Raw genomic sequence first — 26,209 nt, 5'->3', positions numbered from 1 at the left:
CCCGTCCGCCACTAACGACCAAAGGAGCAAGCTCCTAAGGTCATTCGTTCGACTTGCATGTATTAGGCACGCCGCCAGCGTTCGTCCTGAGCCAGGATCAAACTCTCTTTAAAATAAAGTGCGTTTGAATATTTATTCGTTTGACCGAATAAATTCCTCGCGTCATAAATTGACTTCGCTAGCAATTACTTACTAGTTTGTTACTATTTGGAAACAACTTTTTGTTTCCGCTTGCGATGTTCCGAAACATACTGTTCCGTTACCATTTCGTCTTCTTTTTGTTCAGTTTTCAAAGGTCGTTTCTTGCCTTGCCGAAGCGCTTTGTGCGTATCAGCAACGTTTATAAATATACCAAGTTTTTTCGCTTTCGTCAATACTTTTTCCAAAAAATATTAAAAACTTTTTAAAAGCTACTTTTTCGTCATATTTCCTCTTTATAAACAAGGGTTTCTATTTCCTCTATTGAGATGATCTTTTCTATATTATCTTCATCCATGATCACTACTTTTTCCATAATATAATCGATTTCTCGAATGCGTGCATATTCCTTATTCATTCCATACTGGATTTGGACTACTTGTTGATTTTTAAAGGCGTTTGTTAATCTTTGACGGATATTCGTTTGTTTTTCGACGTTTCTTTCGAGTGCATCGTGGTGTTCTGATAAGATGAATCCTTGATACTTTAGCATACCTCGATCTTGATATTCCATAGCACTACTTCCTCTCTGAAACTATTATAACGAACAAACGTTCCCTTTTCAAGTTAAAAAAAGATGACATCTTCATGTAGATGCCATCTTTCTTCTATCTTCATTTCCGTGGTATACTATTTTTGCAGGGCGATACTATTGCCTTGTGTGAGAGGATAATGTTTGCAAATACGCGGCCTGCCAACTTCGTTTTGCTTGCATTGTCCTTTTTTAAATGAATAAACATCTTGTTATCATCCTCTCACTAAGATTGAACTAGCACCTTGATATCATTCCCTGCCATTACTGTTTCGAACGCATCTCGCCAATCCTCTAACGGGTAGATCTTTGTGATCATCTTATCCGCATCGATAGCTCCTTGTGCCAATAGGTCCAGGGCTTTTTCCCATGAGCTTGGTTTTTGTGATCTGCTGCCGATGTATTCGATTTCGCGCTGAATGATAGCTTCTTCATCGATCTTGTTTTTTTGTTCGGCAAAAAGTCCGACTTGGACGAAGGTTCCTTTTTTCTTCGTAAGTGCCAGTCCTTCATTAACCGCAGGAACAGCTCCAGAGCAATCAAATACTTTATCAGCACCATAACCGTTCGTCACCTTCATAATGACCGCTGAGAGGTCCTCTGCTTGTGTATCAACGATATAATCCATGCCTAACTCTTTTCCTAATGTTAATCTAGGTTTATCTTTCGTGATTCCCGCTAAGATGACGGTGGCTCCTTGTGCTTTCACAACTTGCGCCAACAATAGACCAATTGGTCCTGGGCCGAAAATAAGTACCGTGTCTTCACTGGTGACCGTTGTTTTTTCCAAAGCAGCATGGACACAACATGCTAGTGGTTCTGTTAAAGCGGCCGCTTGGAAAGTGACGTTTTCCGGTAAGTGGTGACAGCTTTCTTCTCTGGAAACGACATAAGGGGCAAAGCTACCATTTACTTGTGTGCCGATGCCTTTCCGGTGGGCGCAGAGGTTATAGTCTTTTTCCTGACAATAGATACATTCACCACATGTTTCAAAAGTTGTTTCGCTGGTAACGCGATCGCCAACTAAGAATTTCGTTACTTCTGGGCCAACTTCGATCACCTCTCCTGAAAACTCGTGACCAAGGGTTACCGGGGTTTTCGGATTCTTATACTCGCCTTTGAATGTATGGATATCCGATCCGCAAATCCCTGTAAAAGCTACTTTTATTTTCACTAAGTCCCCCGATACTTCCGGTTCTTCCACATCGAGTAGATCCATTTTATCGTAGCCTGGTTCTTGCTTTACTACTGCTTTCAATCTAATGAACTCCCTTCTCTGGTAAAATCATTACCTTATTGTAGTTTTCCGTACGGGACAGTACCATATCAAACGCTTCTTTCGTTTCTTCAATGGCGTAACGATGGGAAATAAGCGGTTTGAGTTTGATTTGGCCTTGTTCTACGAATTCGATCGCCTTTTGCCATGCTTCACCGGGAAAAGGTGCAGAATACGAATTCCAAAAGCCTTTCAAGGTGATTTCACGTCGGAAAATATTCTCAATAGCTTGTTCATGTAAAAGCAAATCACGATAGGCTATTCCTAAGAAGCCGATTTTGCCTTTTTTCTTTGTGACGAGCAGACATTGTTCTTGCGTAATCGGGGAACCTGCGCATTCCATCGCAATGTCGACACCTGCTCCGTCTGTGATTTCCATCAATCTGGCATAAACGTCTTCTTCTGCGCCATTTATTGTATGGCTGCAGCCAAAATCTGCTGCTTCTTGGAGTTTTTCGGGTTTGATGTCGATTGCCACGATTTCTTTGACGCCTGCAAGTTTCAAGCATTCAATCACTAAGATGCCGATTGTTCCGACGCCGAACACCGCCACACGGTCACCGATACGTGGTTCGATGCCAAGGACACCATGCATAGAAACGGCCAATGGTTCGATCATTGCGCCTTCTTCGTAATCCAGATCACGAATCGGAATCACGTTCGCTTCTTTTAAAACGACATTTTCTGCAAAAGCGCCGTGGAAATGCGAGCCGATCATTTTGTAATTATCACAGAGCGAATATTCGCCAGACTTGCAATACGTACACTCGCCACAAGGTTCAAAAGGAATCCCAGCAACACGATCGCCTACTTTCACACTTTTCACATTGCTTCCGGTTTCGGTTATTTCACCAGCAAACTCATGTCCCATCACAGCAGGGAGTGGATATTTCCACCTAGTCTGCATTTTATGGATATCAGAACCACATATTCCCGCGGCTTTTACTTCTACTCGTACTTCATCAGCCCCACAAGGCGTTTCAGCTATGTCTTCTGCTTTTATCTGATTATTTTCGTAAAGTACAGCTGCTCGCAAAGTTCTTCATCTCCTCTATTTATTAAAAGATTGCTGCCCAAAGTTGGGAGAATTTCAAAATGACCCAGTTGAAGAAGTTACCACCCATATCGAGCGTACTTACTTCTGTAGCACCTTTTGGAAGTTTATAGATGCCTTCCATCATTTGTGTATGAACAGGACCATAATCGGTTGCCATCAACAGTGCTAATGCGATAACTACTGTACCAGCAAGAACCGAATGCAGGATGTTACCTTTTCGATTCGCAACTACGAAGGAAACATAGAATGGAATCGTTGCCAAGTCACCGAACGGCAAAACTTTATTTCCTGGGATAATGATTGCTAGGAACAAAGTGATCGGTACTAATAATAGACCTGTAGAAATGTTGGCAGGATGTCCGATAGAAAGTGCTGCATCTAGTCCGATATATAGCTCACGGTTTTTGAAGCGGGATTTCATGAAGTCACGAGCAGATTCGGAAATCGGGATCAAGCCTTCCATCAAGATTTTTACCATCCGAGGCATCAAGAACATTACGGAGGCCATCGAAATACCTAATTTGAAAATTTCGCCTGGATCATATCCAGCTAGGATACCGATGATAATACCGAGGATAAGCCCCATCATCATTGGCTCCCCGAAAATACCAAAGCGTTTTTGGATCGTTTCTGGATCGACGTGGATGTTACGAATACCAGGGATCCTTGCAATCAACCAGCCGATCGGGATACCAATAAACCCGAATGCTGCTGTGGAACCGGTTGGTAAGGAAATACCTTTCAAACCATAGAAATTTTCTACCATGCCTTGCGTTCTGTCCGCCATCAAAAGCACGAATACTTCATAGATGACCGCACAAAGGATCGCGAACCACCAGTTGCCGCCAGTTACGATATAACCAGTTGCTCCGGCTGCAATAAAGTGCCAGTAATTCCAAATATCGATATCGAGTGTTTTCGTTACTTTGAAGAAAATCAAAATCAAGTTGACCACTAAACAGACAGGAATCAAGATCGCTGCTACCGGTGATGCAAATGAAGCTGCAGCTGCAGCTGGCCAACCTGCATCGATGATCGTCAAATGCAGACCGAAATTTTTAACCATTTGTTGTGCGGCTGGACCTAAGTTGTCAGAAAGTACACTGATGACAAGGTTGATACCTACAAAGCCGATCCCGATCGTAATCGCGGAACGTACCGCTTTCTTAACTTGCACTCTGAATATCAGTGCGATGATAAAGATCGCGATCGGTAAAATAACTGTCGGACCTAAATTGAGGACATACTGTACTCCATCGTATAATTTACTCACTTCCACTTCCCCCACTTCTCTTATTTATATTTATCTATTAGTTATTGTAAATGCGATAAGATTTCTTCATCTAATTCTTCCATGCCCATACCCGTGATATAACTTGTCGCGATAATTGCCGGAATTTTATAGGTTGTCGGCAAAATCGTCGTGGAAACGATCAAATCCGCCCCTTCTTGCAATGAACTTGCTTCGGCGATCTTGATTTGTTGAACCTCCGCATCGATATTATGCTCTTTCACTAATCGTTCTACTTTATCTGTTACCACCGTAGAAGTTGCAATACCTGCGCCACACGCTACCAAAATTTTATATTTACTCATTTGAAATTCCTCCTTATTTTTGGGCCAATACTTTTAATAATCCTAGTACTTCTTCTTTCGTTTCTGCCTCGACGATCCGTTTCATATTCGCTTTGTCTTGGATGATCGCCATCAATGTCTGCAATGCTTCCAGCTGACTGTGCGGCTCGTTAAGTCCCAGAACGAAGATGACATTTACGCCTACTTCTTTTTCTTTGTTTTCCATCGACTGAAACGGAATAGCGGAATCTGTTGTTAATACCGCAATAAATTGTTCGATCACACAATCCGGATCTGTATGCGGGATCGCTACACCATAGCCATCCAACTGAAGCCCTGTCGGAAATTCTTCTTCTCTTCCCTTCAGTTTTGTCAAAAAGTGATCGTGTACAAACCCTAGCCTTTCCCCTTCTCCCGCCACTAAGCGGAAAATAGCATCTCGGTCGTTTTCTTCTACTTTTAACCACATCATCTCTGGTTTAATAAATGTTGTTAATTCCATTCATGATACCTCCTGCAGTCATCATTCTTTTTTTCTTCACTAGCCCTTGATCAGATTGAAGATCGTCTCTTTATCAATTGCTTCTTTGATAACATTCATCTTTTCTTCGTTTCCAGCTAGTTCCATTAATTCGAGTAGCCCTGTGAAATGGGCATTTTTGTCGATTGCAGCAATCACAACCATGCAATGAAGTTCGCTCCCGTCTTCAAGAGGTAGTCCTTCTCGTAAACACAACATACTCATTCCCAGTTTCCTTGCGCCCTTGTCGATCTCGGCGTGCGGAATCGCGATTTTCTTTCGCAAAATGATGTTCCAATTGGGGTTCGGGTACTGCCTGTGCATTTCCTCTACATAACTCTCCGTAATCGAGCCATCTGCTAAAAGCGGAGCAGCAGCTATGGTGATCGCCTCGCGCCAGCTCGCCACCTTATCCATTAAAATGATCCTATCTTGTGGCAGCAGCTTCGCCAGCGGCAATTTCTCATCTGCTGAAAAAGCAGGCTCTTCTTTATGCGGAAACAAAAATTCCTGTACCGCACGCTCTAACTTCTCAGCATTTTTGATATCGGCATATTTGCCGATCGTCTTCATCAGCGCCTCTGCACTGAAACTCTGTTCATTGATCATATAAACAGCCCGCAGCACGCGCCTTCTTAATTCCATTTTTTCCGCCTCGTCCATCATCGCATTGACAAGAAACAGCTTTTTGTCCGTAGCAAGTGGCGTTGCCGTGAAAACAATGTCATACGCAACTTCTGTCTGTTCAAATTCCCGGATCGACATCGCCGGATAGAAATAAATTTCAGGAAACAAGCCCCGCATATTCTTTTCCATCAGCTTAGAGATCGAAAGACCGTTTGGACAAACAACCACCGCCCGCAATTTCTTGGTGATATTGCTGGCAGAATCGATGAGGTGCCCTCCGATAAAGAGCGTGATAAAAACCGCTTCGTTCTCCGGTACTTTTGCCCCAATAAAGGCCTCTAAAGGAGTTAAAGATTGTTTGACGATATAGTGGATCGTCTGATATTCCTGATCGATCTTGTCTAAAAATCGGTAATCCGTGGTGAGCGCATATTTGATGCGGTAATAAGCCGGTTTGATGTGAGCAAATAACCGCTCGATCAGCGATTCTTTATTGATCAATTGAACAACCGCTTTTTTCTCGAAGTTACTGATGACCTGCTCGATCGCCTGCTTCAACTGCGGCATCTCTTCCATTTTTAAATGTTGCTTCGGAAGGATATTCGTCGTTAGGAGTTGCAAAGCGATATAGATACGTTCTTCCTTTGAAATCGCCGGTCTGTCTTCGATCAAGATCTCGACTGCTTCATATTCCTTCGTATCCGATAGTTCATCATAATCGATCATAAAAGGCGTCACGATCGTTTGCTTCTGCTCGATTCTCCGGAAGATCGCTTGTAGGATATAAGGAAGAATCTTCATTTTGCTGTCGATAAAGTGCAGATTCAAATGCTTCTCTACCTCTTCCAACTGTCCCCGAAGCTTCTGGATCTCCGCGAGTTCTACATGCATCAACCGTTTCAAGTAAGTTTCCCCACCATAGCTTTCCATGATCCGCTCCGCCGCCGTTATCATTGCTGAGCGCTTATTCCATTCATCTCCCTCAATCAGATAACCATGTAGTCGCGTATATCTGATTTGCAAATTATCCCCGTCAATAATTGATTGTGCCAGTTTCAAATCACTGAGCACCGTATTCTTGCTCACCTCCAATTCTGAAATAAAATGATTCAGTGAAAGCTCTTCAGTCATCGTCATCAGCATCAAAATAATCATGCTCGCACGCTCATTTTCAGAAGGAATATAAAAATCGGCCTGCTGATATTCTTTATCAGAAATCAACTGAAACAATTCAGGGGAAATACTAAAAAGACCACTTGCAGATCTGCCAATCGTCGGATACGTTTGCTCCTCCAACCAATTATTGATTTTTTGGATACTGTATTCCACCTGTCTTCTCGTAAGACCAAATTTTTCCTGTAGTTTCGCATTTGTGATATTTGGCGAACGAAGAAGCTCTTGCATTAGCCGGTCGCTTCTTTCATCCAAATACATATTATCCCTCCTGTTGGTTTTATTATACAAGGTATTTTTATAGAAATGTATACGCTTTCATCACAATATGTGGGGTGGGGGGTGTACAATGTTGGGATTTAGTTGTGAAGGTATGAACAATAATAGTATGTCCACCTTTTTAAGAAGAGCGGTTCTATAGGGTAGATTTTTATTGTATAGAATTCTATTTTTATATACAATTTAATTATATCGTAATTTATCATTATATTTTTTACATAATGTTATCTTCAAAAGTAAAAGCGGCTTCTTTAAAGAAGCCGCTTGGGATAACTCTTTTTTAATTCTAAAGAATACATTCATATATTTTATTTTTTAGTTAGCAAAGCATTTAATCTCTTATTTTGCTCTAATAGGCTAGGATTGTTTCTTGAATAATATTCTCATCTATTTCTGAGATTAAAAAGTCCTCTAGCTTGTCATTTTTATACTTGCTTATTATCTGTTCTATATTCATTTAAAAGTTTCCTTATATTCCTTTAGTTTTTCAAAATCAATAATTGTAGCTCTTCCTCATCTGCCGGCTCATAACCAAATAATATTTTGCTATAATTTATGGTACTACTTAAAAAATGTAATCTTTCAGATACTAATGACAGCTTCTCCTCATCTAGTTCCCCATATTCTTCCGAGAAAGTTAACGTTAAATCTCCATATTTTTCATCAAAAGATATAACAATTAGTGCCTCTCTAAGAATAATCCCTATATTTAAATTTTCTACCAAGATATTGCATGTACCTGCATTTTTAAAATATTCACTAAGACTACTTATATCTGAATATTCCTTGTCTGCTCCATGCATGAAGAAATGTGATCTTTTTATATTTTTTTCGCTAAAAGACATCCAACTAAGTATCTTTTCGATATCTGATATAATGATATCCTCAAAAATCATTTCTAAATTTTCCATGGAAAAATCCTCCTTATATACTAGTCAATAAATCCTTTAAAGGTATTATCCATATTCAAACGAACCCCACGTCCATCGGATAATCTTTTTTCTAGGAATGATATACCACTTTTAGTTTTTACTATTTTAAATGTTCCTGGCGCCGATAAGACTTCATTTAAATGTTTCAATGCTGTTTGATTAATTTGATTACTATTTCCTTTTACTTTCCCCCAAATATCTGGATTTCTACCAGCATGTTTTTGTAGAGCGTGACCTACAACTGTTTCTCCACCCTTTTTAGGTATTTGCGCTGTCCTTTCCACTACAGAAACTTCTATTTCTACTTTATTGATCCTTTTCGTGGTACTTATTTTCCCAAACTTCCCTAACCTCTCAACATCCTCCACCCCACGAAACGCAAACTTAAATGTCTTCCCCACCTTCGCAAACGGAAACAGAAACAACAACGCCATCCCGCGCTCCGTTTTAGAAAGCTTGTTATCCGTAAGCGGATCTCTCCCCATGAAAAAACGTAAAACATCTTGCGTCGGATCAATCAAATCGACAATAGCTCCTGTATTCCCTTCCATTACAAGCTGTCTGTTCGCTTCTGCAAGATCCATCGTCCCTTGAATATCCAGCGTCCCATCCGGATTTGTTTCAAACCCGCGATTCATCCCCGCTGGAACTTTTGGAACTGGCATTGTTTCATATTGTTTCAAAGCTTCTTTTTCTAACCGCTTATCCTTGGCCTTCTGCGCCTTCTCGATCGGTGCTGCCCAGCCCATTTTCATCCCCATTGTACTGAAAGACTTGGTGGAAGTGTGAAATCCTTTTCCGCCAGAAACTTCTCTCAATCCTGCTTCTATGGAGGCAAAGAGTTGTTCCGCTTCGATAAAAATCAATAAGCACGTACCGTTAAAGACCATTAACTTTTCTAACTTCTCATAGATTTTCTGTTTTTGTTGCCGATAAGAGTCGGCTAGCTTCTCAAAAAGCGGACTAAGTGGTGTGCTTTTTGCCATATCGTCCATGTTTTCTGCAAAACGAGCTAGTTGCTCCAGTCGCTGCATTTGCATGCGGAGTTTCGCTTCTTGCAGGCTATTGCTGTCGACTTCCGATATGTATTTTTGTGGAAATTGCTTAGCGGCACGCTGCAGGGATTCTGCCGCAAGGATCATGCCGTTTGCGAGTGGCAGATACGTTTCGCTGAAATATTTTTTCGCCGAATCATAGGTTACGCCTTTTAATTCCGGTGTCGCGATAAATTGCACGATCGCTCGTTTGACCGCTTCAAAGCCTTCGATATGGGTCTGACACAACTCTTGAATGCCTTCTGCCTGTGATCGGGCATTTGGAAGAAACATATTGATACTCATCGCGCTTCCTCCGCTGCTTTGCGGCGTTTCCTATAAAGTTCCTCTTCTTGTTCTTCTAACGTGCGCCGCCGCTTTTTCAGTTGTTGTTCGCTTTCCAGCAGTTTCTCTCGTAATTGTTGCCCATAACGACGCGTTTCGAAATTTAATTCATCCAGAGAAACAGACATTTCTCCCGTTTGAAACGTTTCTTTTAGCTCCTGAAATAGTCGCTCTCGCTGAAAATTGTGTTCCTCTAGTGCAGCACGTGTGTTTTCATTGCGTCGGTATGCTTTCGTGACATGATCTTGCTTCTCTGCAAGATCACCTAACCCACAGTTAATCACTTCTAGTTGTTCCATGTTGTCGTCCTCCCTAGCTCATCTTGTTGTATGTTTTTCCAATCCCCAGATCCATTGCTTCAAAGCTACTAGCGACCTTCTGGATATTAGCAATATCGATTTCCATGGCTTGCTGAAAACGTGTGGCTCCTTGGATTTCTTGTTTTACCAAACAATGTGCATTTTGGTTTCCTTGTACCGATGTTTGCTTGTCATTAAGGGGATCTTGCTTCGTTTCTAATTGTCGTAACGCTTGTTTCATTCTTGTTGCGGCTCTATGCGCAGCCTGCTTGTTGCTTTGAAACACGTTGAGTCATCTCCTTCGTTTATATGTGAGTATTATAGCAAACTTCATAATAGGAAGGCGAGGATTTTTTCTTATCTTATCACCAGTCAAACAAGTATCATTGGAAACAAAAAAACACCTTCTCAAATGAGAAGGTGTTTAACAGCATTTCAACTGTAATCGATTGATTAACGTTTCGAGAAATAACCTCGAAAATTTACTATTATTTTTATCCTCCGAAATCACTTTGTATCAAGTATATTTTTATAATTAAATGGATTTAAACGGAATAAATGAGACTCATATTCATTATAATTGCACCAATTTACTATTTTTATTGACAAGATAATAAACCACTGATATATTATTCTCATAAGTATTATAAGTAATATAAAGAAGTTTGTAAGGAGGATTTTAAATGCCTAGAGGAAAACCTGTGCCAGTAAATCAACGATTTAAAGACCCTGTAAAATTTAATGGTGTAATTGATCGATCTACTCAACAAGACATTAATATAATAGCAGCATCTTTAGTAAAGGAATTTGATGGTAATATACCTACTCAAGGTCAAACATTAACTCATATTGTAGAGTTCTACAAAAAAAATAATCAGGGTTAACCTGTTATTTTTTTAAGATTATAAACTTCTTTATAATAATTAAAATACTTAAAATAATTAAAAGGAGCATTAGACATGCAAAAACACTCTTTATTAAATTTAAATTTGAACCTTTACAATCCAAATTCACAGATGGAACGAAGTACGAAAGATATTTTTGAATTCATAGTAAAACATACTCCAACAATCATAACCTTACAAGAGTTTGGTAAAAAATCCTTCACTGGTGATATAGATGGTTTGGAATTATTAAATATGTTGAGTTGTTATGGATATTCAGTAGTTGAACCCTTAAAAGATGGAATCAAGCCTATAAATACACGAATACTATATTTAAAAGAAAAAGTGCATTACAAAAAAATGATGCCACCATATTACGAACGTTCCTTTGTCAATAGGCAAACAGGTGGAATTTTTGAGTTAAATGGTAAAACCATCTGCATTTATTCTTTACACTTCCCTCTTTATCAAAGCCAAAATCAAGATAATAGAGAAGACAAAATGAACATGTGGGAATATACAATAAGAATTGGGCAAAATTTCCGAAAATATGATTATTTAATTTTAGCTGGCGATTTTAATGAATCACTAATCGGAAATCAAACAGCTCTTTCTAACAATTTAAATATTTTAGAAAAATATCTCGATTCAGCAACAAATAATATTCCTACTTGGAAGAATCAAAAGTTAGATCATATTTTTGTTTCAAAAACTTTAAAACATAAAAAATCAGATCCATTAGTAAATAACATAAGTGATCATAAAGCTCTATTATTAGAGTTTGAATTGTAGGATAGGTAATCTAATTTGATTACCATTAGAGGCTCTCCCCCATTAAATAGTCACTGCAAATAAAAAATAAAAAGGATGAAATACAATGAATATCAAAATTAAATTTTTAATCTCCTTAGCAATAACTATCCTATTTTGTTACGTATCAGTATCGGTTATTACTAATAATGTATTCATCTATACTGTCACGTCAATATCATTAATAGTAACCCTATATTACTTAATTAAAATCCAATTAATAAAACTTAAAAATCTATTTATCAGGTAATTTTTATGAACAAATTATTATATTTTTTTAAGAAAGATAAAATGCCAACAATCAGTATGTATAATCATGATCTTATATTTTTATCACTACCAAAATACACCAAATATTTCAGGTTAGTTATTTTATATCTCATACTTGGTATATTTATTTTTTCATTCATGCTGGATAACGCTATATTTACATTTATATTATGGATTACAGTGATTATCTTGTTCGTAAAACACTTTAAATTTATTAAGTTTATTAAAAATAAGTATAGAGACAGGTATTTCCTTCACCATGAATTATTAGACTTTATTATAAGTAATAAGCTATTCAATGAGGATTCTAATGGAATTATCACCTCATCAAGGTTTTCTTATTCTATAACAGATGATGAAATAGTTATTTTTGCCTTGATGTCTGGAAACTACTTTGATAGCAAAATACAAAATTTAGATATTGAATTACAGGGTTTATTGGATTTACCTATGGATGAAAAGATAATACGTCATAATACAACTGAATACCACTTTAGAATTAATAAGCCACAAAGATTAAATGTTACTTCTCAAGAGACAGCATACAATAATTCTAATGAAATTAATCTTGGTTATGGTGTGACATATAACCCAGCTAAATCACCTCATATTTTAATTTCGGGTGGCACTGGTAGTGGTAAGAGTATGTTTATGAGTTTCTTGTTAATCGAGTTCCTGAAGCAAGAAAGTATAACTTATTTATGCGATCCGAAGAACAGCGACCTGGGATCTTTATCAAATTATTTTGGCGAAAAATATGTTGCAACTACACCCCATAATATTGCTCGTGTTATACGTCTAGCAGTAGATGAAATGAAAAGTAGATATGCCTACATGAATCAAAACTTCATCTACGGTTCAAATTTTGAAACTCATGGATTTAAACCCGTATGGATATTGTTTGATGAAATCGGTGCATTCCAAGCTTATGGTACAGATAAAAAATCCAAAGAAATTATTAATGAAGTTATGGATGGAATTAAGCAAATCATCCTACTGGGTCGCCAATCTGGATGCTTTATTCTTATAGCTGGGCAACAAATCAATGCCAACAATTTAAGCACTGAATTACGTGATAATTTTTCGCTTAGAGTTTCACTTGGTTTTAACAGTTCCGAAGGTCTACGTATGATGTTCGGATCTGCTACTCCAGATGTTTCTATCCCTATTGAGGTGAAAGGTGCTGGACTCCTGTACTTACATGGCAGTGGCAAGGAACAAGCACAATATTATGAAAGCCCATATATTGATACAATGCAATATGATTTTATCAAGGAATTGAAGAAATATATTCCAGAGGTACAAAACAATTAAATCTACTCTTTTTATTCATTCAACGATTTATCGAATGAATAAAAAAGTAGATCTTCACGGAGTCTGCCGAGTGATAGGGCAGTCAGCTTGAAAAGCTGAAAAATACAAATTGACTAAGAAAAGAGGAATATTATTATGATTAAGCTAAATGACTTTTTAAATGCAGAAATATTAGGTAATAACTTTGTCGCAGTGAAAAGTTACACCGAAGCACTTCATCATGAAACTGGAGAACTTGACGCGTATAAGTTAGATATATCTATCCAAGATGATGATAGTCCGTTCTTTTTGGAAAAAATACAAGTTAAAGTAAAAAACTTAAAACCTACCCTATCTTTTAACGATTTAAAAAATAACAAGACTACACCAGTTGTATTAAAAGATCTTCAAATCGGTCAATTCAATGGAAATTTGTGGTTTAGTTGTACTGATGTATTACCTAAAACAAAATAAATACTTCTTATCATGTAACCCTATGCAAACTGCCGGCGCCAGCCGGCAAGCTGGAAGCGTGTTAGCGGAGCGTTGCATAGGTAAACATGATTTAGAAGTATGGAGGGCTTTGCCCTCCTAGTTTATTTATTATATAGGCAAACGTTTCTAGAAAATTGGAGGGTTATTTTTATGACATCTAATCAAAAAATAATCCGTACAGATTCATATATTGAAGTTTACGAGTATGAATTTCCTATTATTTCAGATTTTGAAATAACTAATCGTGAAAAGAAAGAGCGTGTTAAAGAATTTGATGATTTAGATAAAGATGAAAAAGAATTAAAGTTAAAAAGATTAGCTAGAACACGTGAACAAGCTAAATGGAATCTTATTCGCTTGGTAGACGTAAATTTTGATAATAAAACTAGCTTTTTAACACTTACAACCAGAGAAAATATAAGAGACAGATCATTATTTAATAATATGTTCGATAAATTTGTTACACGCTTAAATTATCATGTATTAGGTACCAAAAAAAGATTAATAAAGTATATTGCTGTATTAGAAAAACAAAAACGAGGTGCATGGCATGTGCATCTGTTATTATTTAGTTTTCCTTATGTTCCTCACAGTAAATTATTAAAAATATGGGGTCATGGAGCTGTTAGAATTAATAAAATTCATGAAATTGATGATGCTTCAAATGCTGGTAGATACGTAGCAAAATATATGAAAAAAGGTATGGCACAAGAGTTATTAGAAAGTATGGTGTCAAGGGCCATATTAAAATGTTGGTTTTAGGCCACTGAAAATGTAGGTGAAAATCGTTTAAACGTTTTTACGATTTCACCTCTTTGTTTTCGCTATAACTCTTCATTCTATAAGAGGGCCCCGTAATTTGGATCAATTTAGAGTGATGGACCAACCGGTCCAGTAGCGCGTTGGTAAGCTTCTTGTTTCCAAATATTTCGGACCACTGGGATAGTGGGATATTGGTTGTAACAATCGTAGATTTTCTTTCATACCGCATATTAATCAGCTGAAAAAGTAAGTTGGAACCTTCTTTGGAGAAAGGTAAATAGCCGACTTCGTCGATAATCAACACCGAATAACCCGAATATTTTTTTAGCATCGTTTCGCTAGTTCCGCGCTTGTGAGCGCGGATCAAACGATTCACTAATTCAGTGCTCGTAATGAACAAACAACTTAAACCACGATCGATACATTCTAATCCAATTGAAACGGCTAAATGGGTCTTTCCAACACCACTATTTCCAATAAAGAGAATATTGTCATATGTGTCTAAAAAGCGTAATGTTAATAAATCCTGCATTTCCTTCTTTTTTATCCTTGGTTGAAAATCAAAATTGAAATCATGGAGTCGTTTGTGGTAGGGGAACATTGCACGCTTTAATACCTTTTTTTGACTTTCTTTTTTACGATAACTAATTTCTTGTTGGGTGAGCTCGAATAAAGAGTCTACAAGCGATTTATCACTTTTGGCAACCTCATCTAAATGGGCAGGTAGATTTTCTTTCATGCAAGATAAATTCAATTCGTTTAGTTGATTTAACAATTGATGGTAATGGGACATCATTTCCTCCTTATAGATCGTCATATGCATGTAAATTATCATCGACAAATCGCTCTAATTCTTCATCTTCTAAATATTTAAATACATCGGAACGCAAAATTTCAAGCGAGTCTTCGCGTTGATAATTAAGCGCTTTTTCACTTATAGGATGGGTTCGAATACATTTATCCCCATACCAAACAAATAGATTGTCCCTACGAATATCTAACGTCACTTCTTTCCCAATATATTTAACAGGAACAGAATATTTAGCATTTTGATATTGAACCATGGACTCCATCGATACCTTTCTCAGTAGACGTTTATTTCTAGAAACATAGCTGAGCAATTCTAAACGATGGATGGGAGCTAGTATGGGAAGCTCTTCCTTTAGTAAAACCGTCGGTTTGTTGTGGATGGCTTGTGAGACGGAGCCATTCAGATCTTGCATCAATTCATATATGATCTGTTTTAACTCTTGTACATCTGTAAATTCATAATTAAAGACCATTAAACGCTCAACTGTTCGGGCTAATGCTTCCACTTTCCCTTTTGTTTGGGGTCTAAAAGGACGACAAGCAATCGGATGGAATCCAGCATCTTTCGCAAATTGCCGGAATTTTTCATTGAAAACAGTTTGTGTGAATTGACTCTTACTACGGTCGACAACGGTTTTCATATTGTCAAACCAAATTTCTTGAGGAATACCGTTTCCGCAATATTCAAAGGCATTGACTAAACACTGAAAAACCGTCGGTTGTGTTCGATCAAAAGTGAGCTCTAAGTACTTCATTCTTGAGTAACCAAGAATATAGAGAAAAATATTGAAATAAAACACTTCACCGTCTCGGCTAACCATTTTAACGTTTTCTTTCCAATCTACTTGAGCAGAAAGACCGGGTGTGGTCTCAATACGAATCGTTGCTTTTTGTACTTTTTCTTCCCGGTATTTACGACAATAACGTTTAATCGTTGTATAACTCCCTTTATAACCTTTTTTACCTAAGAAATAAAAGATAGAAGCTGCCGAACAATTTAATTCTAATTTATCACGAATAATTTCTTCAAAACCATGAAGCAAAGGAGGGACCGAAGGTTTTCTCTCTCTAAGCTTATCTAAATCCCCCGTCAATCCAGCTTCATAATAGCGTTTAACCGTTCGATAATCACAATTATATTGTTTGGCAAGGGCTGCGAAATTAGGATGAATTTCATTCATAATGTGTAGTAACACTCCTTCTAAGACATCTTTTCTCATGATTCACTCTCCTTGGATAGTTTCATGAAAAAGAATATCAGATTTGTCATGTACCTACATTTTCGATGGCCCTTTTCCTACATTTTAATATGGCCCTTTACAAGTATGGAAAAAAAATCATACTATGCTTCTAGAAATTTAAAAAAAGTTGAAGAAATCAAAGTATTATCAGATGAAAAACTTTTTAAAGATCAACAAGTTGTATATGAATCAAGTTACAATTCTAAAGTATATAAAAATGGAAAGCTAGTTAATAACAAAGTTCGATATAAAAAAATCAAATTATAGCATTGAAAAAGTTAAAGGAGTGATTTTTATGGAAGATTTAAAATTACCTTTTTTATTAACAAGAGAGCAAGCATCAAAATTTTTAGGAGTAGATCCAAAGTCATTCGATAAATATATTAGAAGTTCTGATAAACTCAAAAGATTTATGGTTGGTAAACATGAACGTTACACGATAAAAGAATTGGAGAACTTCATTCTTGAACAGTCAATAAATTAAGAATAGAGGTATTATTATGGCGACAATAACCAAACGAGGTAAATCATACAGAGTACAAATATCTAATTATAAGAATGGTGTAAATAACCGTATTTCAAAGACATTTAAAACACTCACAGAAGCTAAACGTTGGGCAATGCAGAATGAAATTGCAAAAGGAAACGGTGTAGATCTAGCTAGTAGAAATGAATCATTCGCTATATTTTTTGAAAACTGGGTTCATTTAGTTAAAAAGAATGACGTTAGACCTGCCACATTTATTAACTATACAAGAACAATACCTATCGTTAAACAGCTATTTGGAGATACAAAACTAAGCGATTTAAATGATATTGTTGTACAAATGAAGATAGATGAATATGGTAAAACTCATTCTAGAAAAACTACTACAGAAGTATTATTAAAAATTAGAACATCCCTACGTTATGCCTATGGTCGTGGATTGCTTTCCTCTGATTTTGCTGGACTTGTTAAAACTAGAGGAAAAGAATTAGATAAAAGAAATAAAGCATTATCTATAACAGATTTCAAAAAGCTAAGATCTTATTTGCTTAACAATCCGAAAAATGATTTTCATATTTTAGTACTTTTAGCATTAGAAACAGGTGCACGTCGAGGCGAATTACTAGGAATTAAGAAAGAGGATATTTACGAGTATGGTATACGTATAAAACGTTCAATAAGTCCTCATAGTGATGATATACTATTAAAAACAAAGCACTCTAAACGTGATGTAAGTATCAATAAAGAAGTCTATGATCTTTTAGTAACAGTTAAAGAGAAAAGTAATGGCTATATATTTGGAAGAGATGGTTTTAAGCAATCTGAAATATTAGCTAAAATGCTGGATGAACTTGAAATTGAACGAACTACCTTTCACGGATTACGCGATACACATGCATCATACTTATTTTCAAATGATAATTTAAGGTTAGATTATATATCAAAGCGTTTAGGTCATAGCTCGATATTAACCACGCAGAATTATTACTTGGAACTAATGCCCGAAAAAAAACACCAGCAAGATGCTGATGCTTTAGATTTACTAAATTCTTTAAAGTAATTATACTACTGGGGAGGTAACCAATGAAATGAACAATACAACATTTGCTTTCGGAATAAATGAAAATATAAATAGATTTGATGCACATACCATGAAATTTGAACAGATACCCATTTCACGAGAAAACTTCAAAATTTTAACCGATGAATATTTATCAAGCGATTTTGATTTTTACTTTCAAGATAATATTTTAATTGTTCCAGCAACTAGACTAGAACCTAATCAGTCTTGGAACAAATCTTTAATTCTTAATGATCAAGTTATTGACTTCAAGGGAAAGTATATTTTTTTCTTTAACTTTAGAGAATTAGAAAATAATATATTGTATATTACACCATTGACCTTACCACAAATTGAATTAGTACGAAACAACTATTATTTAACTAATAAATATTAAAAATCATTATATAGAATAAGTTAATACTCGAGAGGTAATATTTTATGATCCATATTTATTCAGAACTTAGAGAAAAACATTAAGCAAAGATGCATTAACAACAGGAATGCATACTACTATAAGGAATCCAACTATAATAAAATTAGAAGTTTAACCTCAAATAAAACAGTCATCATTGAATTACAGATGACTGCTTTATTTTTACTTACTATAATGTTTTTTGACTTCTGAATAGATTTTTTGATTTTTTGTAAGACCAGCAGGTAACATTTCTTTTAATTCTTCATCATTTTCAATTAATGTTTTTATTGTTTTGATTGCTTCAACTATTAAATCAATATCATTATTAATTTGGGGATTCTTTTCTTTTATGTGACGACAAGTATTCAAAATCAGTATATCGGCGGTGTTAATAAAGAGATATTTAGCTTCATCTCTTTCCATTTCTTTTTTTGATAAATTCATTAAATTAATAAATTCTTCATTTTCTTTATTTCTACGATATCTTCGATAAGCTGTGATTACTTTAGAAACCTCTTGATATAAATTATAAGAATAAATTACCTTATCCTCAGACATTCCAGATAGAATTTCTTCAACATTATCTGCACTAAACAAACTAGATTTACTTCTCTTAGCTGTTGCAGAAAATTTATCTAGATAGTAAGCACTATAGTACTGAATAACATCTTCTAGCTTTATGACTTTTTTATCTTTTTTCATTTTGCTGTCTGTATATTCTTCCTTATAAGAAGCTTCGTTTATTTGTCTTTCTAAAAAGTAACCCTTTTCTACTAATTTGTTTTGTAAGTCTCTTACTATACTATGGTTTGCAATAAAATAGCTATCCTTAATCGGATTTTGTGAATTAAGAAACTGAGTAATTCTAGATCTTTGTTCATAATCTGATATCTTTGTTATTCTAATAAGGATATCTGTATTAGTTTTTAATTTTCCCTCTTTGTAAACTTCAAAGAGAGATGTTACTGTTTGACAACCATTAACAATTGAAGCACCTTCTAATTTTGCTATACGAGAATTGGGACTGTTCTCAATACTGTCACAAATAAAAGTGATACCATTATTATAAAAATAAAACATTTCAGAAGAATTATTCGAAGCAGTTTTTTTGATATTGTCATTGACTCTTGATTTTTTTTCAGCAAGCCTAATATTTTCATCAAATATAACACCTATTTTTTCATCAATACTTTCAATTAAATCTTTACTGTTAATTAAACCAACGTATGATTCAATATCATTTGCAGTATATGCTTGTTGCAAAGTTGTATAAGTTAGATTAATAGAAACAGAATTTTTTCTTTGAAGTTTTTCATAAATATTGGAAATAGTGTGAACATTATAAGTACTAAAAGAAATATCAATTCCAGTTTCTTTTTGATTTTTATTTGTAAAATTCGTTAAAATTTCAGTGTTATCAACTATACCTTGATTGAAACTTACAAAGTTAATTTTAAATTTGAATATTTCAGAGTTCCTTAAATTCTCTTTTAAATTGATAAAATTTTGAGATGCGTTATTTAATTGTAATTCTTCTGACGGATCTAATAGATAATTAAATCCTGTTATAACTTTGTAAATATCATTTTGAGGAATTTCTTTTTTTATTGTTTCTGTTTTGCTTGGAAACTTAAATTGAAATATTTCTAACTCTTTATTATTTTCATCATGAATAAAAGCATCAATTCCATAGTCTCCGTCACCATCAATTAATGACTCCGATATTTCTTGCTCATTTAATCCGTACTGAATATCTAAAAACCAATGAGCAAATGCCAAAGATAAATTATTATAGCTTTCTTTTTCTTGAATCTTTTCTGCTTCTTCTTTTATTTTTAAATAATATGAATCAAATTTACTTATCGCCATATAAAAATCCCCTTTTATATATTTTACTAATTTTAACATAATATACAAAAAAAGTATCAGCAAAATGCTGATACTTTAAAATTTTTCATATAATCTTATGATATTTACTCCAATTAACACCAATTAATACTTTTGAGTAGCAACATATCAATAAAGATATTAACGTTTTGAGAACTGAGGTGCGCGACGAGCCGCTTTAAGACCGTATTTTTTACGTTCTTTCATACGAGGGTCACGAGTTAGCAATCCAGCAGATTTAAGTGCTGGGCGGTACTCAGGTGATACAAGTAATAGTGCACGTGCCACGCCGTGACGGATAGCACCGGCTTGACCAGTGTAGCCTCCACCATGAACGTTTACTAATACGTCATATTTTCCTAAAGCATCTGTTGCTACTAAAGGTTGTTTGATTACTTCGCGTAGTGCTGCGAATGGGATGTAATCTTCCCAGTCTCTATTATTGATAACAACTTTGCCGTCGCCTGGTACTAGACGTACACGAGCTACTGAGCTTTTACGACGACCTGTTCCGTAATATTGTACTTGAGCCACTTAGAATTCCTCCTTATTTAAATGAATTAACCGCGTAATTGATATACTTCTGGTTGTTGAGCTGCATGTTCGTGCTCGGAACCGCCGTATACGTGTAATTTTTTGAATTGTGCGCGTCCTAGTGAGTTTTTTGGAAGCATACCTTTTACAGATAGCTCGATCAATTTTTCTGGGTTGTTTGTACGCATTTCGCCTGCTGTACGGGATTTCAGACCGCCTGGATATTGAGAGTGACGGTAATAGATTTTATCTGTCGCTTTTTTACCAGTAAGACCTACCTTACCAGCATTGATTACAATTACAAAGTCTCCAGTGTCAACATTTGGAGTAAATTGTGGTTTGATTTTGCCACGAAGAATTGAAGCTACTTCGCTGGACAAACGTCCTAAAGAAACACCTTCAGCGTCGATCACGTACCATTTACGTTCTACTTCGCCGGGTTTCGCCATATAAGTTGTACGCATGAGTTACCCTCCTAATATTTTTACAAAATTAGCTCCCGGAAATGTTCCGATTCCCGAAAAAACTATTTATTTTCATTTTTATTGTTTAACACAACAACCTTCCGGGGCTTATTGTGGGGCAAACAATACCATAGTCCATAATACAATTTACAGCGTGAAAAGTCAATATCAATCCGAAAATTTATTTTCTAAATTGATCCGCGATCCGAAGCGCAAGTTTGACGGAGCGCCGGTTCAATGTCACTCGTTGGTTGCGGATTTTTTTATTTTTGGCAGTCAATTTTGCTTTAAGCCGTTGATTTACTTGTTTAGCGCGTAGCAGTTTCGCTTCTAGCTCTACTTTTTCGGATTCCCATTCTGTCTTTTGCGTCTGCAGCTCGTTCTTTGCCTTGCGAAGCTGTTTCGTTGTTTTGGCACTACGGTCCTGGATCGTTTTATTTCGAGCTTTCAAAGCTGGATAATTGGCTTCTAGGCGCTGTAAGATCTCTTGTTTCTCGCAATTCACTAGCGGTTCTACTGGCGGTAAAAGCTGAACGCTTTCCAGCTTTTTGTCTAGTGGTGCTGCTTCTGTGGAATCAAAGTCGATATGTGAAAGTTGATTTTTATCCAGAAAGGCCTCGAAGTTCGCAAAATTCGCTGCTTGTTTGCGTTCCGGGCTATGTATGTCTACTTGTTCCAAGATATCGCTCAGTGTGGTGTTTTCATCGATCGCATCGGCTTGATAAGTCGTTAGACCATGAAATTCCGAAAGTTCGCGCATTCTGGCATCAGCTGGAAAAATGATACCCGGTGTTCCGGCGATTGCTGCGGCCACATTGCCATGCAGCCTTGTTCCGATGCTGAGATCTGCCATTTTCATTGCCTTTATCCAACTCGGTGCGCTCAAAAAGAACCGAACTTTCCCTGACCTGTATTCTGGGCTTTCCAAATTGTTTGGATAATTTCGCAGTTCTTTGCCTAATGAAGGACCGTTTAAATAGGTACCTCCGCTGTACGTGAGCGTCAATTCGTCAATATCTTGTGGGATAAAAGTGACATCAGGATAATTCTGCAGACCATGTCGCATGAAATCGACGACTGGCTGCGGAGCAATCGGGGCAAGGTTGGTAAAGATCTTCGTGTGCTCGTTCAGCGTAATGTCTTTGATCGTCAGGTTTTTCCCAAAGGTATACATGGATGGGCAGCCAATGACTTGATGGTCGACTCCCGCTTGGAAACCTAATTGTGTCAAGTACGCAGAAGTGATCTCGCCGCGTAGACCGATTTGACCAGTTTTTTCTAAAACTGCTTTAACGAAGTTCTTTACGTCTGTATCGAAAGGGAATCCCGCTTTGAGGTCAGGTTCATAGGGTGCACGCAGACCCACACCGATGATGTAAACGGGGATTTTCAGCCGTTTGATTAGTTTAGTATACTGTTTCAGCTGACGGCGGAAGGTTTCCCGAAAGGCATCTGCCAACGGAATAAGATAACCGTCGTAGGTTTCATTGATATGGTCGGCGTCATCTGGATCGATCCGATAATAATCTGGAATGATCTCCGTGTCTTCCGTCCATAAATTACGGTAAATGCTGTAGGCATAAAGTAAGTTCCCTACATTGCTACCGATCGCATCTCTAGCGATGATCGTCGGTGCATCGAATAAGTCTAATGGTGATATTCCTGATCGGATCAAAAATCGTTTCATGTTAATACCCACCTTTTTTATTTATAAGCCACTTCCCATAAATACAATCCCTGCGCTGGTGCAGTCACACTTGGTAGTTTGGTTCTGTCTTTTGCCTGCAGTGCTTTTTCAAGTGTCTCAGCCGTCATGCGCCCTTGTCCGATATCCAATAGTGCGCCTGTCAAGATCCTCACCATGTTATATAAAAAGCCGTCGCCACGATAGCAGATCGTGATCGTTTCTTTTTCCTTGAGAAACTCGATCGAATAGATGGTTCGTACCTTCGAATCTTGCTCGGTGCGGGCGGAGCAGAAACTGGTGAAATCATGCTCGCCGATAAGGATCTGGCTTGCTTCCTGCATTTTCTCTATCGATAGCGGATAGGGATAATGTAGGGCAAAATTGCGTGAAAACGGGTCGTAGTCTGTACTGTTTTTAATAACATAGCGGTATTCTTTCCCCACTGTGCCGTATCTGGCATGAAAGTCATCCGGCACTTGCTCGACAGAATGGATCCCGATATCAAATGGCGTCATCCGCTGTAAGGCCCGCTGGAATTTTTCATTAGGTATCTGGAGCGGCGAATCGAAGTGAATGACTTGGCCTGCTGCATGAACGCCCGTATCCGTCCTTCCTGAGGCCGTCACACGCACAAATTCCCCTTTGTGCATCTTGAGCAGCGCTTCTTCTAATTCGCTTTGTACGGTGCGCTTGTGCGGTTGTACTTGATAGCCGGAAAAACCGCTACCATCATAAGCTAAAATCACTTTATATCTTGGCATTTCCTGCAAACTCTCCTAACTTCTAAAAACTAACAACAGGGCTAGCAATACTCCTAGCGAGATCATCAGCCAAGTATCTCCCCATTGCCAGCGCAACTGCCGATACCTGGTTCTCCCGTGACCACCATGATAACCGCGCGCTTCCATTGCGATGGCCAGGTCTTCCGCCCGTTTAAAAGCACTGATGAACAGGGGAACTAATAACGGGATGATCGCTTTGATGCGTTCTTTGATACTCCCGGAAGTAAAATCGACACCTCTTGCTTTTTGCGCTTTGCTTATTTTTTCTGTTTCATCCATCAATGTCGGAATGAAGCGTAGCGAGATACTAAGCATCAATGCCAGTTCATGGACAGGCAGACGTACGACGCGGAAAGGCGCCAATATTTTTTCCAGTCCGTCAGTAAGCTGGATCGGGTTGGTCGTAAGTGTCAAGATCGTGGTCATGAGTACGATCAAAACAAAGCGACAGAAAATCATGATCCCATTTTTAAGCCCTAATGTCGTGATATGAATAAATCCAAAGGAAACGAGCGTGTGCCCGCCTTGCGTAAAAAATAATTGCAGTAATAAGGTTAGGGTGATCAGAAAGAAAATCGGCTGAAGCCCTTTTAAAAAGAAAATAACTGGTACTTTGGAAAGCACAACTAAGCTTAGTACGAAAAGAAAAAGAAAACCATATGTCAGCCAGTTGTTGGCAAAGAAGACGATAATAATAAACGCCATTACAGATGTTAATTTGGCTCTTGGATCAGCTAAGTGAAGCCAAGAATTACTCGGGATATATCTACCGAGTATCATTTTATCCATCATGTTTCATACCGCCTTCCAGCTGATGCTGGATCGCTGCTGCTAATTCATCGATCGTTAGACAGGTTTTTTCCAGCCGGCATTTGAATTTTCTTTCAAAGTTCACTTGGAATTTGACTACGTCGGGAAGTGGAAGCGCTAATTCAGGATTCTGCATCGCTTCCGTAAACAATTCTCTGGCTGAACCAATTCTTTCTACGGTGCCGTTTTTCATCAAAACCAGGGTTTCCGCATAACGCGCTGCATCTTCCATACTGTGGGTCACTAGGATCGTAGTCAGCCCTTTTTCTTGGTGTAGCCGATAGAACATGTTCATGATCTCTTCGCGGCCCTGGGGATCAAGCCCCGCTGTCGGTTCATCTAAAACGAGTACTTCCGGTTCCATCGCAAGGACCCCGGCGATCGCCACGCGGCGCATTTGCCCGCCTGAGAGTTCAAACGGAGAGCGTTCCAAGATCGATTCTGATAATCCTACTTCTTTGATCGCCGTGCGAGCACGGACCTTTGCTTCTTCTATCGGCACACCAAAATTGACCGGGCCGAAGCAGATATCTTTCTCTACTGTTTCTTCAAAGAGCTGTGCTTCCGGAAATTGGAAAACGATCCCGACTTTTTTCCTGAGATCACGAAGCTTTTTATACTTCCCGCCGGCTTCAATAACTTGTTCCCCGATCGTGATCCGCCCTTCTGTTGGCATCAATAGCGCATTCAGATGTTGTAGCAATGTAGATTTCCCAGATCCGGTATGGCCGACTACTGCCACATAGCTGCCGGATGGAAATGTAACGTTGACGTCTTGAAGCGCTCTTGTTTCAAAAGGGCTGTTTTTTTGGTAGCAATACCCTAATTCTTCTAGTTTTATTTCCATAACTGCTCCATCAACTCTCCCTCTGACAATACGACTTCTTCTTTTTCTACTCCCAATGCCGCTAATTTTTCCTGCAGCTGGATAATAAATGGCACACCAAGCCCGATTTTTTTCATTTCCGCTGTGTCTTGGAAAACTTCTTTTGGCGTCCCGGTTTGATGAATATGTCCATCGTTCATCACGATCACTCGATCTGCAAACAAGACCTCATCCAGATCGTGTGTAATCGAAATAACGGTGATCTGATTGCGTTCTCGTAGCAGTCGGATCGTTTCCATGACTTCTTCTCGCCCTTGCGGATCTAACATCGAAGTTGCTTCATCTAAGATAATAACTGCGGGGCTAAGTGCGATCACACCTGCAATTGCGACACGCTGCTTTTGCCCGCCAGACAGACGCGCCGGTTCATGCGTTGCATACATCTGCATGCCGACTTCGTTCAAGGCACTGTTCACCCGTTCCACCATTTCATCATGAGGTACAGCCTGGTTTTCAAGCCCAAAAGCGACATCATCTTGCACCGTAGCCCCGACAAATTGGTTATCGGGATTTTGGAATACCATACCGATCAGTTTACGGATGCTCCAGATGTTATTTTCGGACAAAACGAAATTCCCGACTTTGATCAGTCCTTTTTCAGGAAAGAGCAGTCCGTTAAGTAGCTTAGCGATACTGGATTTCCCTGAACCATTATGTCCGACTAGCGCCAGCCATTCTCCTTTTTTCACAGAAAAAGAAACATCTTCTACCGCGTAGGCTTCTTCTTCATCATATTTATAATAAACGTTCTCTAAACGCAAAAATTCTTCTGACACGGAGGC

The 26,209-nt window shown here is 37.8% G+C and carries 30 protein-coding genes and 1 rRNA gene; 8 read left to right on the top strand and 23 right to left on the bottom strand.

Going from position 1 to position 26,209, the window contains the following annotated elements; translation table 11 throughout:
• The 13 genes from HMPREF0556_RS07520 to HMPREF0556_RS07455 all read right to left on the bottom strand — a co-directional run.
• Window positions 1-113, bottom strand: a 16S ribosomal RNA gene (locus HMPREF0556_RS07520); the annotation flags it as partial.
• A 90-nt stretch (window positions 114-203) separates the two neighbouring features.
• A complete protein-coding gene (locus tag HMPREF0556_RS07515) occupies window positions 204-386 on the bottom strand; it encodes a hypothetical protein (protein WP_003757135.1) in 183 nt (60 codons plus the stop codon).
• Between the two features lie 35 nt (window positions 387-421).
• The gene (locus HMPREF0556_RS07510; RefSeq protein WP_003757132.1) at window positions 422-712 is read right to left on the bottom strand and encodes a hypothetical protein; all 291 of its coding nucleotides are present in this window, start codon (window positions 710-712) and stop codon (window positions 422-424) included.
• 244 nt (window positions 713-956) lie between these two features.
• A complete protein-coding gene (locus tag HMPREF0556_RS07505) occupies window positions 957-1,988 on the bottom strand; it encodes a zinc-binding dehydrogenase (protein ID WP_003757130.1) in 1,032 nt (343 codons plus the stop codon).
• A 1-nt stretch (window position 1,989) separates the two neighbouring features.
• On the bottom strand, window positions 1,990-3,042 hold the full coding sequence (locus HMPREF0556_RS07500; protein ID WP_003757127.1) for a galactitol-1-phosphate 5-dehydrogenase: 1,053 nt from the start codon (window positions 3,040-3,042) through the stop codon (window positions 1,990-1,992).
• 22 nt (window positions 3,043-3,064) lie between these two features.
• Window positions 3,065-4,336, bottom strand: coding sequence for a PTS galactitol transporter subunit IIC (locus HMPREF0556_RS07495; RefSeq protein ID WP_040486555.1), 1,272 nt, complete (start codon window positions 4,334-4,336; stop codon window positions 3,065-3,067).
• A gap of 41 nt (window positions 4,337-4,377) precedes the next feature.
• A complete protein-coding gene (locus HMPREF0556_RS07490) occupies window positions 4,378-4,659 on the bottom strand; it encodes a PTS sugar transporter subunit IIB (protein WP_003757123.1) in 282 nt (93 codons plus the stop codon).
• A gap of 13 nt (window positions 4,660-4,672) precedes the next feature.
• Window positions 4,673-5,140, bottom strand: coding sequence for a PTS sugar transporter subunit IIA (locus HMPREF0556_RS07485; RefSeq protein WP_003757118.1), 468 nt, complete (start codon window positions 5,138-5,140; stop codon window positions 4,673-4,675).
• Window positions 5,141-5,179: 39 nt separating this feature from the next.
• Window positions 5,180-7,219, bottom strand: a complete 2,040-nt coding sequence (locus tag HMPREF0556_RS07480) for a BglG family transcription antiterminator (RefSeq protein WP_003757117.1) — start codon at window positions 7,217-7,219, stop codon at window positions 5,180-5,182.
• Window positions 7,220-7,716: 497 nt separating this feature from the next.
• The gene (locus HMPREF0556_RS07475) at window positions 7,717-8,148 is read right to left on the bottom strand and encodes a hypothetical protein (RefSeq protein WP_003757112.1); all 432 of its coding nucleotides are present in this window, start codon (window positions 8,146-8,148) and stop codon (window positions 7,717-7,719) included.
• Window positions 8,149-8,168: 20 nt separating this feature from the next.
• Window positions 8,169-9,509, bottom strand: coding sequence for a T7SS effector LXG polymorphic toxin (locus HMPREF0556_RS13180; RefSeq protein WP_003757111.1), 1,341 nt, complete (start codon window positions 9,507-9,509; stop codon window positions 8,169-8,171).
• Window positions 9,506-9,847 (bottom strand): DUF3958 family protein, encoded by a 342-nt coding sequence (locus tag HMPREF0556_RS07460; protein WP_003757109.1) that lies wholly within the window; start codon window positions 9,845-9,847, stop codon window positions 9,506-9,508. The genes HMPREF0556_RS13180 and HMPREF0556_RS07460 overlap by 4 nt, the downstream gene beginning before the upstream one ends.
• 13 nt (window positions 9,848-9,860) lie before the next feature.
• Entirely contained in the window at window positions 9,861-10,133 is a 273-nt protein-coding gene (locus tag HMPREF0556_RS07455) for a TIGR04197 family type VII secretion effector (protein ID WP_003757107.1), read from the bottom strand.
• 397 nt (window positions 10,134-10,530) lie between these two features.
• Here HMPREF0556_RS07455 and HMPREF0556_RS07450 point away from each other — a divergent pair, with 397 nt between their 5' ends.
• The 5 genes from HMPREF0556_RS07450 (at window position 10,531) to HMPREF0556_RS07430 (ending at window position 14,361) form a co-directional block, all read left to right on the top strand.
• On the top strand, window positions 10,531-10,731 hold the full coding sequence (locus HMPREF0556_RS07450; RefSeq protein ID WP_003757104.1) for a hypothetical protein: 201 nt from the start codon (window positions 10,531-10,533) through the stop codon (window positions 10,729-10,731).
• Window positions 10,732-10,806: 75 nt separating this feature from the next.
• Window positions 10,807-11,523, top strand: a complete 717-nt coding sequence (locus HMPREF0556_RS07445; protein WP_003757103.1) for an endonuclease/exonuclease/phosphatase family protein — start codon at window positions 10,807-10,809, stop codon at window positions 11,521-11,523.
• Window positions 11,524-11,796: 273 nt separating this feature from the next.
• Window positions 11,797-13,125, top strand: a complete 1,329-nt coding sequence (locus HMPREF0556_RS07440) for an FtsK/SpoIIIE domain-containing protein (RefSeq protein ID WP_003757101.1) — start codon at window positions 11,797-11,799, stop codon at window positions 13,123-13,125.
• 135 nt (window positions 13,126-13,260) lie between these two features.
• Window positions 13,261-13,578, top strand: coding sequence for a hypothetical protein (locus HMPREF0556_RS07435; RefSeq protein ID WP_003757099.1), 318 nt, complete (start codon window positions 13,261-13,263; stop codon window positions 13,576-13,578).
• Window positions 13,579-13,749: 171 nt separating this feature from the next.
• Window positions 13,750-14,361: a rolling circle replication-associated protein gene (locus HMPREF0556_RS07430; RefSeq protein ID WP_139028063.1), complete on the top strand. Its 612-nt coding sequence runs from the start codon at window positions 13,750-13,752 to the stop codon at window positions 14,359-14,361.
• A gap of 37 nt (window positions 14,362-14,398) precedes the next feature.
• Here the strand turns inward: HMPREF0556_RS07430 and istB are convergent, their stop codons facing one another.
• Together istB and istA are read right to left on the bottom strand one after the other, a co-directional pair.
• Window positions 14,399-15,154: an IS21-like element helper ATPase IstB gene (gene istB / locus HMPREF0556_RS07425; RefSeq protein ID WP_013315180.1), complete on the bottom strand. Its 756-nt coding sequence runs from the start codon at window positions 15,152-15,154 to the stop codon at window positions 14,399-14,401.
• A gap of 10 nt (window positions 15,155-15,164) precedes the next feature.
• Window positions 15,165-16,391, bottom strand: a complete 1,227-nt coding sequence (istA, locus tag HMPREF0556_RS07420) for an IS21 family transposase (protein WP_003755396.1) — start codon at window positions 16,389-16,391, stop codon at window positions 15,165-15,167.
• Between the two features lie 316 nt (window positions 16,392-16,707).
• Here istA and HMPREF0556_RS07410 point away from each other — a divergent pair, with 316 nt between their 5' ends.
• From HMPREF0556_RS07410 to HMPREF0556_RS07400, 3 genes are read left to right on the top strand one after another with little or no spacing between them, the layout of a single operon-like run.
• The gene (locus tag HMPREF0556_RS07410) at window positions 16,708-16,896 is read left to right on the top strand and encodes a MerR family transcriptional regulator (protein ID WP_003757092.1); all 189 of its coding nucleotides are present in this window, start codon (window positions 16,708-16,710) and stop codon (window positions 16,894-16,896) included.
• A gap of 16 nt (window positions 16,897-16,912) precedes the next feature.
• The gene (locus HMPREF0556_RS07405; RefSeq protein ID WP_003757090.1) at window positions 16,913-17,959 is read left to right on the top strand and encodes a tyrosine-type recombinase/integrase; all 1,047 of its coding nucleotides are present in this window, start codon (window positions 16,913-16,915) and stop codon (window positions 17,957-17,959) included.
• Between the two features lie 28 nt (window positions 17,960-17,987).
• Window positions 17,988-18,356, top strand: coding sequence for a hypothetical protein (locus tag HMPREF0556_RS07400; RefSeq protein WP_003757088.1), 369 nt, complete (start codon window positions 17,988-17,990; stop codon window positions 18,354-18,356).
• Between the two features lie 201 nt (window positions 18,357-18,557).
• Here HMPREF0556_RS07400 and HMPREF0556_RS07395 read toward each other — a convergent pair whose 3' ends face one another.
• The 8 genes from HMPREF0556_RS07395 to HMPREF0556_RS07360 form a co-directional block, all read right to left on the bottom strand.
• A complete protein-coding gene (locus HMPREF0556_RS07395; RefSeq protein ID WP_040486553.1) occupies window positions 18,558-20,246 on the bottom strand; it encodes an AIPR family protein in 1,689 nt (562 codons plus the stop codon).
• Window positions 20,247-20,405: 159 nt separating this feature from the next.
• Complete coding sequence (gene rpsI / locus HMPREF0556_RS07390) at window positions 20,406-20,798, bottom strand: 30S ribosomal protein S9 (protein WP_003757084.1); 393 nt, start codon at window positions 20,796-20,798, stop codon at window positions 20,406-20,408.
• 26 nt (window positions 20,799-20,824) lie between these two features.
• Window positions 20,825-21,262, bottom strand: a complete 438-nt coding sequence (gene rplM, locus HMPREF0556_RS07385; protein WP_003757082.1) for a 50S ribosomal protein L13 — start codon at window positions 21,260-21,262, stop codon at window positions 20,825-20,827.
• 181 nt (window positions 21,263-21,443) lie between these two features.
• Window positions 21,444-22,949 (bottom strand): polysaccharide pyruvyl transferase family protein, encoded by a 1,506-nt coding sequence (locus HMPREF0556_RS07380; protein ID WP_003757080.1) that lies wholly within the window; start codon window positions 22,947-22,949, stop codon window positions 21,444-21,446.
• A 17-nt stretch (window positions 22,950-22,966) separates the two neighbouring features.
• Entirely contained in the window at window positions 22,967-23,710 is a 744-nt protein-coding gene (truA, locus tag HMPREF0556_RS07375; protein ID WP_003757076.1) for a tRNA pseudouridine(38-40) synthase TruA, read from the bottom strand.
• A 15-nt stretch (window positions 23,711-23,725) separates the two neighbouring features.
• Window positions 23,726-24,523, bottom strand: a complete 798-nt coding sequence (locus HMPREF0556_RS07370) for an energy-coupling factor transporter transmembrane component T family protein (protein ID WP_003757074.1) — start codon at window positions 24,521-24,523, stop codon at window positions 23,726-23,728.
• A complete protein-coding gene (locus HMPREF0556_RS07365; protein ID WP_003757072.1) occupies window positions 24,513-25,388 on the bottom strand; it encodes an energy-coupling factor ABC transporter ATP-binding protein in 876 nt (291 codons plus the stop codon). The genes HMPREF0556_RS07370 and HMPREF0556_RS07365 overlap by 11 nt, the downstream gene beginning before the upstream one ends.
• Window positions 25,379-26,203, bottom strand: a complete 825-nt coding sequence (locus HMPREF0556_RS07360) for an energy-coupling factor ABC transporter ATP-binding protein (protein ID WP_040486552.1) — start codon at window positions 26,201-26,203, stop codon at window positions 25,379-25,381. The genes HMPREF0556_RS07365 and HMPREF0556_RS07360 overlap by 10 nt, the downstream gene beginning before the upstream one ends.
• Between the last annotated feature and the right edge of the window lie 6 nt (window positions 26,204-26,209).

This window comes from Listeria grayi DSM 20601, from assembly GCF_000148995.1.
GTDB lineage: Bacteria > Bacillota > Bacilli > Lactobacillales > Listeriaceae > Listeria > Listeria grayi.
Note: the sequence above shows the minus strand (reverse complement) of the source record. Positions and strands in the feature narration are given on the sequence as shown.